Origin of the sequence: Tahibacter caeni (assembly GCF_024609805.1) — a bacterium.
GTDB lineage: Bacteria > Pseudomonadota > Gammaproteobacteria > Xanthomonadales > Rhodanobacteraceae > Tahibacter > Tahibacter caeni.
Window position 1 is genome coordinate 1 of record NZ_JANFVR010000590.1, and the last position, 1,609, is coordinate 1,609.

Below are 1,609 nucleotides of genomic sequence, written 5' to 3' on the forward strand. Positions count from 1 at the left end.
TGCGCCGTGTGGCAGCCGGCGCAGTTGCCGATGCGCGCGAGCGCGCGGCCGCGCTCGACCAGCGCCGCGTCGCCGGGCACGACGCGCGCGAATCCCTGCGGCACGCGGAACGGCGCACTGCCGCCCTGCTGCAGGTACAGCAGGGCGATCCAGCCCGCGGCGACCAGCAGCAGCGGCAGCAGCACGATCGCGGAAAACAGCAGGCGTCGGCGCAGGCGGCTCATGGCTGCACCGGCGCGTGCGGCAGATCGGCACAGGCCAGCGGCGGCAGCAGGCTGCCGGCCGCGGCCGGACGCCGGGGCTCGGCCAGTTCCTGCGCCGACAGCCAGCTCGCGAGCGCGCGGATTTCGGCCGGTTCGAGCTTGCGCGCGATCTGCGCCATGCAGTCGGGCTGCTGCGCCGTACGCACGCCGGTGCGCCAGCCGCCGAACTGGGCCACGACGTATTCCTCGGGCAGGCCGACCAGGGCCGGGATCGCCGGTTCGAGCCCGGCCAGGTCGGCGCCGTGGCAGGCGGCGCAGGCCGGCAGGCCGCGCGCCGCGTCACCGTGTTCGATCAATGCCCGGGCGCGCGCGGCGAGCGCCGGCTCCACGGTCCGCGGCACGGTGCTCGGCAGGTGGGTGCGCGGCGGCAACGCAGCGAAATGCGCGGCGATCGCCTGCAGATAGGCGTCGTCCATGTTGCGCATGAGCCAGCCCATCTGCGGATAGCTGCGCCCGCCGTCGCGGAACGCACGCAGCTGGCGCAGCAGATAGCCGGCCGGCTTGCCGGCCAGGTGCGGGTAATACTCCGAACCGGTCGCGCCTTCGCCCTTGGCGCCGTGACAGACGTTGCAAGCGGCCAGGTGTTCGGTCAGGTCGTCGGGCGAGGATTCGGCCCCGACCGGCAGGCTGACGGCCGACAGCAGCAGGAACAGATAGCGGAGTGTGTTCATGCCGCTATGGTGATGGGATCAGTTGCGTCCGAACAGCGTCAGTTTTTTGAGTGTTTGATCGGATCAGTTGCGGACTGGCGCGGCCGCCGCGGATGATCAGGCGCCGAGCAGGCGCAGCAGTTCGCCGGGCTCGGCCGGCTTGACGCAATGCGCATGGAAACCGGCGGCTTCCGAACGCGTACGGTCTTCGGCCGAACCGCGTCCGCTCAACGCGACGAGGCGGCACGGCGGGCCGGCGTCCGCGCTGAGTGCCTCGGCGACTTCCCAGCCCGACAGGCCCGGCATGTCGATGTCGAGCAGGGCCGTGTCCGGCCGCATCGCGCGGCAGGCAGCCAGCGCCTCGTTGCCGTCGCGCGCGGTATGGACCACATGTCCGCTGAGGCGCAGCAGCTGCGCCAGCGTTACCAACAGCTGCTCGTCGTCGTCGGCGACGACGATCGTCAATGAAGCCATGACTGCGCTACCTTGCCCCCTGAGTCTTCAGTCTGCGCAGACCACGGTGAAAGCGGGGTGTTCGACGCGTCGCCGGCGTTGCGTTTCTCGCCCGCAAAGCGGCCGCGGCCGCTTCAGGGCACGACGAGCACCGGCCGCGGACTCGCCGCGAGCACCTGCGTGGCCACGGCGCCGAGCGGCCGCGACATCGCGCGGTCGCGCGCGCCGAGCACGATCGCGTCG

The 1,609-nt window shown here is 72.1% G+C and carries 3 protein-coding genes and 1 pseudogene; all 4 read right to left on the reverse strand.

Features of this window, described 5'->3' with window-relative positions:
* Nucleotides 1–224: pseudogene (locus NON22_RS24070) on the reverse strand (hypothetical protein); the annotation flags it as partial.
* Nucleotides 221–934 (reverse strand): c-type cytochrome, encoded by a 714-nt coding sequence (locus NON22_RS24075; protein ID WP_257389518.1) that lies wholly within the window; start codon nucleotides 932–934, stop codon nucleotides 221–223. The pseudogene NON22_RS24070 and the gene NON22_RS24075, both read right to left, overlap by 4 nt.
* Nucleotides 935–1,030: 96 nt before the next feature.
* Nucleotides 1,031–1,387, reverse strand: coding sequence for a response regulator (locus NON22_RS24080; protein ID WP_257389519.1), 357 nt, complete (start codon nucleotides 1,385–1,387; stop codon nucleotides 1,031–1,033).
* 113 nt (nucleotides 1,388–1,500) lie between these two features.
* On the reverse strand, nucleotides 1,501–1,599 hold the full coding sequence (locus tag NON22_RS25055) for a hypothetical protein (protein ID WP_425508032.1): 99 nt from the start codon (nucleotides 1,597–1,599) through the stop codon (nucleotides 1,501–1,503).
* Nucleotides 1,600–1,609 lie beyond the last annotated feature (10 nt).